Below are 5,405 nucleotides of genomic sequence, written 5' to 3'. Positions count from 1 at the left end.
AAATCATCGCAATTTCTGCTGCTATGACTGCGTTCTTTATGAATAGTTCTTCTCATGCACAAGCCGCAAAAACTTTAACAAATGCAAAAAATGCTCTAACAGAGTTACAGACAGACTTAAAAGTGATTATCCCTATCGCTGCTGCCGTTATATTGTTGTGCTTAGCAATTGGTTATGCAGGACGCTACATCGGAAAAGACACATTTGTACGGTGGGCAATCGGTGTTGTCATCGCAGGTTCTGCAACCCAACTTGTTACTCTGCTATTTAAGCCATAATGGAATTAATTATAAATCGTAAATACGATATGTTTATTTATATAAAAGTATTATCTAGATTTTAATAAGAGTGAAATATGCAAAAATTAACTAGTATTCAATCGAAAAATAACAACAAAATCATCGCAATTTCTGCTGCTATGACTGCGTTCTTTATAAATAATTCTGCTTACGCCGCCAACGCAAGCGTTTTAACAAATGCAGAGAAAGCTTTAGAAGGTTTACAGGGCGATATTCAGAAGATTATACCTATTGCTGCTGCTATTATACTATTATGCTTAGCAATTGGTTATGCAGGACGCTATATTGAAAAAGATACTTTTGTGCGGTGGGCAATTGGTGTTGTCATCGCAGGTTCTGCAGCCCAACTTGTTTCACTGCTATTTAAGCCATAATGGAATTAATTATAAATCGTAAATACAATATGTTTATTTATATAAAAATATTATCTAGATTTTAATAAGAGTGAAATATGCAAAAATTAATTAGTGTTCAATCGAAAAGTAACAACAAAATCATCGCAATTTCTGCTGCTATGACTGCGTTCTTTATGAATAATTCTGCTTACGCCGCCAAAGCGAGTGTTTTAAAAAATGCAGAGGGCGCTTTAGAAGGCTTACAGACAGACTTGAAAGCGATTATTCCTATTGCTGCTGCCGTTATACTGTTGTGCTTAGCGATTGGTTATGCAGGACGCTACATCGGAAAAGACACATTTGTACGGTGGGCAATCGGTGTTGTTATCGCAGGTTCTGCAACCCAACTTGTTACTCTGCTATTTAAAACAGCGTGATAATGGCATCAATTACAAATAGTATAACACGATACGTTTATACGATAGACAATCAGTATTATTATCGTGCCCTCTACAACAAAAGTTACTGCAATATTATTGAAAGGTAATTCATGAATCCAGTATAATACGTAATGTTTTTAATATCCATCGATTATAGGTGTGTACCAGTAATAATGTAGCCATACTGAAAAAAGGAATATTGTTTATAGCAACTTTAATTAAAAGGGGATAAAGAATATGAAACAATCAAATACGTTTCAAGCGAAGACGTGCAACAAGATTAATGTTATTATTATCACTTCAATGATGTTATTAATAACGCAATCTGCATATGCTCAGACGGAAACTGAGAGCTTGGATGCCTTCATAGGAATGCAATATGGATTAAGTATAATCATTCCTATCGTCGCCATCATTATTCTTTTATTTCTTTTGCTTATTTATATATTTCGCATCATCGCAAGAGCTACATTTATACGATGGGCCTTCAGCGTCATTATTGCTGGTGCAGCCTTTTATATTAGCCACATATTATTTCACCTCCACTGACAAGAGCACCCCATGAAATCACAAGAACAAAAAGAATTCCCCCTATTCAAAGGAGCAACACGTGTTCCAACTATATGGGGTGTCCCCATGATGCCATTTATCGTTATGGTTATGGGGGTCGCTGTTATTGCTATGACAGTAAGTGTCTTTTTGTGGATTATAGCACCTCCATTATGGTTCATTATGGTGCAAATTACTAAAAACGATGATAAGGCGTTTCGTATCTGGTGGTTATGGATCGATACTAAATTTCGCAATCGCAACAAAGGTTTTTGGGGCGCATCAAGTTATAGTCCCTCTGATTATAGTAAAAGGAGATAAACATGACAGCTGTTGAAAGTAGCAAACGCCTTGCATCGGAGACACCTGTAAGCCTGTTTCTGCCTTATTCACATCATATTACAGATACGATTATCTCTACTAAAAATGCGGAATATTTATCGATTTGGAAGATTGACGGGCGTTCACATCAAAGCGCTTCAGAAGAAGATATTTTTCAATGGATAAAAGAGCTTAACAATACTCTACGGGGTATTGCATCAGCCAATTTATCATTTTGGACACATATTGTGCGTCGCCGTGTTTATGAATATCCTGATTCAACATTTGATCAAATGTTTTGCTATCAACTTGATGAAAAATATCGGCAAAGCTTTACTGGTTATAATTTGATGGTCAATGATTTATATCTGACTGTCGTTTTTCAACCGATAGCGGATAAAATTATGTCGTTCTTTTCTAAACATGAACGTGAAACGCTTGATCAAAAAAAGATGCGACAAGACTCATGTATCAAAGAACTCAATGACATCAATCGTACTTTAGGCCAATCTTTAAACCGTTACGGTGCAGAACTTCTTGGTGCTTATGAAAAAAATGGGCATGCTTATTCTTCTGCACTTGAGTTCCTTGGAATGCTTGTCAATGGTGAATATCGCCCCATGCCAATTTGCCATGACCGTTTTTCTGACTATATGTCTATCAATCGGCCTTTTTTCTCAAAATGGGGTGCTCTTGGTGAATTGCGAACAACCAGTGGAATGCGTCGATTTGGAATGCTGGAAATTAAAGAATATGATGCAACAACCAAACCAGGACAATTAAATGTTTTGTTGGAAAGTGACTTCGAGTTCGTATTGACGCAGAGCTTTTCGGTGCTCTCCCGACATGCTGCTAAAGACTATTTACAACGGCATCAGCGTAACCTTATTGATGCACGAGATGTGGCAACGAGCCAAATTGAACAAATTGACGAAGCACTAAACCAGCTTATTAGCGGGCATTTTGTCATGGGAGAACATCACTGCACATTGACTATCTATGGTGATACAATTCAACAAGTTCGCGACCATATGGCTAAAGCAAGTGCAGCATTACTAGACGTTGCGGTACTGCCCAAACCTGTAGACTTAGCGATAGAGGCTGGCTATTGGGCACAACTTCCTGGCAATTGGAAATGGAGACCACGTCCTGCTCCGATTACATCATTGAACTTTTTGTCATTTTCATCTTTTCATAATTTTATGTCAGGAAAACCCACTGGCAACCCGTGGGGTCCAGCCGTCACAATTCTTAAAACAACCAGTAAAACACCGCTTTATTTCAACTTTCATGCCTCCAAACTTGAAGAGGACTCAACAGATAAACGTTTGCTCGGTAATACCGCACTTATCGGACAATCTGGTTCCGGTAAAACCGTGTTACTCGGCTTTTTGGTAGCACAAGCACAAAAATTTAAGCCGACAACGGTTGTTTTTGATAAAGATCGTGGTATGGAAATTGCCATTCGAGCGATGGGTGGAAAATATTTAACATTCAAGCCAGGCAGGAAAAGTGGTTTCAATCCTTTCCAACTCCCACCCACACAAGAAAATCTGATTTTTCTGAAACAATTTGTTAAAAAATTGGCAGAAGCTGGTGGTGAGGTCACGCATCACGACGAGGAAGAAATTAACAAAGCGGTTATGTCTGTTATGAGCAGTAACATTGACCAATCACTCCGTCGTTTGTCCTTTCTGATACAATTTTTACCAAATCCACGTTTAAGTGATTATAATGCTCACCCATCTGTTCATGCTCGCTTACTAAAATGGTGTGAAGGTGGTGATTATGGATGGTTATTTGATAATCCCCATGATGCTCTTGATCTCTCAACACATCAAATTTACGGCTTTGATATCACGGAATTTTTAGATAATTTTGAAACTCGCACCCCAGTGATGATGTATTTGCTTTACCGCACAGAAGGCATGATTAGCGGACAGCGATTTATGTATATCTTTGATGAGTTTTGGAAGCCTTTGCAAGATCCGTACTTTGAAGATTTGGCGAAAAATAAGCAAAAGACTATCCGTAAACAAAATGGTATTTTTGTTTACGCAACACAAGAGCCTAGCGATGCCTTGGAAAGTAATATTGCCAAAACACTCATTCAACAGTGTGCGACTTACATTTTTCTAGCCAACCCCAAGGCAAACTATGAAGATTATACAAAAGGCTTTAAACTAACAGATACAGAATTTGAACTCGTTAAAGGACTTGGTGAGTTTAGTCGCCAATTCCTCATTAAGCAGGGTGATCAATCTGCGCTTGCAGAACTGAATCTTGGTAAATTCCATCTGACAAGCGGTGGAAAAACCATCGAACACGACTTTAGTGACGAGCTCTTGGTGTTATCAGGTACACCAGATAACGCAGAATTAGCCGAAAGCATTATCGCGGAAGTTGGTGATGATCCGGCAATATGGTTACCAATTTTCTTACAGCACGCAAAAAATGACAGGAGGGAAACATGAAAAAAAAGCTCATTCCAATAGTAGTTGTAATAACTTTAGGGATTTCAGACCCAGCCATGGCTTGGACTTTTGGCGCTGGAGCGGCAGATTTGTCAGCAACAGTTCCAACGGCGTGGCCCAATTTTTTTGGAAAGTCACGTGAAACAACGCCTAAAGAACCTCCACAACAAAAGGAAGCGCCAGCTGACCCACTTCTCGAAACACTAAAAAAACAACTTGAGGAAGTAAAAAAGATACAGGAGTCTATAACGGGAAACCAAAAGTTCGACACTAAAAAACTTAAAAATGCACAAACAGATCACAGCAGTTTTTTCCTCAAAAATCCGGAGACGCTCTACAATAGAAATAAATCTTCTGCTCTAACTACATCACTTAAAAATATTTTAAAAGAAGAAGAAATTCCTATCTCTGTCCATGAATCTAGCAGTTTTATCAACAAGCGTAGCCAATATGCAGCCATCACTGATAAAGCCGTAAGTCTAAAGACTTTTGAAGAAGCAAATAATCGTTTTCAGCAAATTGAAGAACTATTAAACGAAATCAAGACAACAAAAGATCTAAAAAGTATTGCTGAGTTACAAGCACATATAATTGGAATGCTCGCTATGCTACAAAATGAAACAGCAAAACTACAAATGGTCACACATTTACGCAATGCTGAATATACACTTATCAAACAGCAGAAGGACAAACATAACATAAAAATTTTGAATAGTAAAAACACGAAAATGCCTACCATAAGATTTATTAGATAAGGCTTTTTATAACAATATTTCGTGTATTATTTTTCCTATATGCTCGTAAAAAGCAAAGGTTAGTGCGTAATATTCAGTTCTCTCTCATAGACTGAAAAGATCTACGAAATTTAATTCTATCCTAAAAAACTCAACGAAAAATGCTTAAAAATCATATAAAAAGTTGAAAATTCGTTAAAGAGGAATTCCATGGACTTTACAGTGTTCACGCAACTTTTCAATAAAATTGATC

7 protein-coding genes are annotated in these 5,405 nt (G+C 37.6%); all 7 read left to right on the top strand.

Going from position 1 to position 5,405, the window contains the following annotated elements:
* The first annotated feature begins 2 nt into the window (after positions 1-2).
* The 7 genes from trwL (ACFIKD_RS08680) to ACFIKD_RS08650 all read left to right on the top strand — a co-directional run bounded on the left by trwL (ACFIKD_RS08680) (position 3) and on the right by ACFIKD_RS08650 (position 5,173).
* The gene (trwL, locus tag ACFIKD_RS08680) at positions 3-278 is read left to right on the top strand and encodes a VirB2 family type IV secretion system major pilin TrwL (RefSeq protein WP_375647775.1); all 276 of its coding nucleotides are present in this window, start codon (positions 3-5) and stop codon (positions 276-278) included.
* A gap of 77 nt (positions 279-355) precedes the next feature.
* Positions 356-673, top strand: a complete 318-nt coding sequence (gene trwL / locus ACFIKD_RS08675) for a VirB2 family type IV secretion system major pilin TrwL (RefSeq protein ID WP_375644423.1) — start codon at positions 356-358, stop codon at positions 671-673.
* 77 nt (positions 674-750) lie between these two features.
* Positions 751-1,071 (top strand): VirB2 family type IV secretion system major pilin TrwL, encoded by a 321-nt coding sequence (trwL, locus tag ACFIKD_RS08670; RefSeq protein WP_375644422.1) that lies wholly within the window; start codon positions 751-753, stop codon positions 1,069-1,071.
* Between the two features lie 240 nt (positions 1,072-1,311).
* A complete protein-coding gene (locus ACFIKD_RS08665; RefSeq protein ID WP_375632821.1) occupies positions 1,312-1,623 on the top strand; it encodes a conjugal transfer protein in 312 nt (103 codons plus the stop codon).
* Between the two features lie 12 nt (positions 1,624-1,635).
* Positions 1,636-1,944: a type IV secretion system protein VirB3 gene (locus tag ACFIKD_RS08660; protein WP_375632819.1), complete on the top strand. Its 309-nt coding sequence runs from the start codon at positions 1,636-1,638 to the stop codon at positions 1,942-1,944.
* 2 nt (positions 1,945-1,946) lie between these two features.
* A complete protein-coding gene (locus tag ACFIKD_RS08655; protein ID WP_375644421.1) occupies positions 1,947-4,418 on the top strand; it encodes a VirB4 family type IV secretion/conjugal transfer ATPase in 2,472 nt (823 codons plus the stop codon).
* Entirely contained in the window at positions 4,415-5,173 is a 759-nt protein-coding gene (locus tag ACFIKD_RS08650; RefSeq protein ID WP_375644420.1) for a type IV secretion system protein, read from the top strand. The genes ACFIKD_RS08655 and ACFIKD_RS08650 overlap by 4 nt, the downstream gene beginning before the upstream one ends.
* The last annotated feature ends 232 nt before the right edge of the window (positions 5,174-5,405 follow it).

Origin of the sequence: Bartonella sp. CR84HXZ (assembly GCF_042194535.1) — a bacterium.
GTDB lineage: Bacteria > Pseudomonadota > Alphaproteobacteria > Rhizobiales > Rhizobiaceae > Bartonella > Bartonella grahamii.
This window is presented reverse-complemented; position numbering and strand designations above follow the sequence as displayed.

Bases quoted from the DNA above. Each gene is read 5' to 3' on its own strand.
- trwL (WP_375644423.1), top strand. From the start codon at position 356: ATGCAAAAATTAACTAGTATTCAATCGAAAAATAACAACAAAATCATC.
- trwL (WP_375644422.1), top strand. From the start codon at position 751: ATGCAAAAATTAATTAGTGTTCAATCGAAAAGTAACAACAAAATCATC.
- ACFIKD_RS08665 (WP_375632821.1), top strand. From the start codon at position 1,312: ATGAAACAATCAAATACGTTTCAAGCGAAGACGTGCAACAAGATTAAT.
- ACFIKD_RS08660 (WP_375632819.1), top strand. From the start codon at position 1,636: ATGAAATCACAAGAACAAAAAGAATTCCCCCTATTCAAAGGAGCAACA.
- ACFIKD_RS08655 (WP_375644421.1), top strand. From the start codon at position 1,947: ATGACAGCTGTTGAAAGTAGCAAACGCCTTGCATCGGAGACACCTGTA.
- ACFIKD_RS08650 (WP_375644420.1), top strand. From the start codon at position 4,415: ATGAAAAAAAAGCTCATTCCAATAGTAGTTGTAATAACTTTAGGGATT.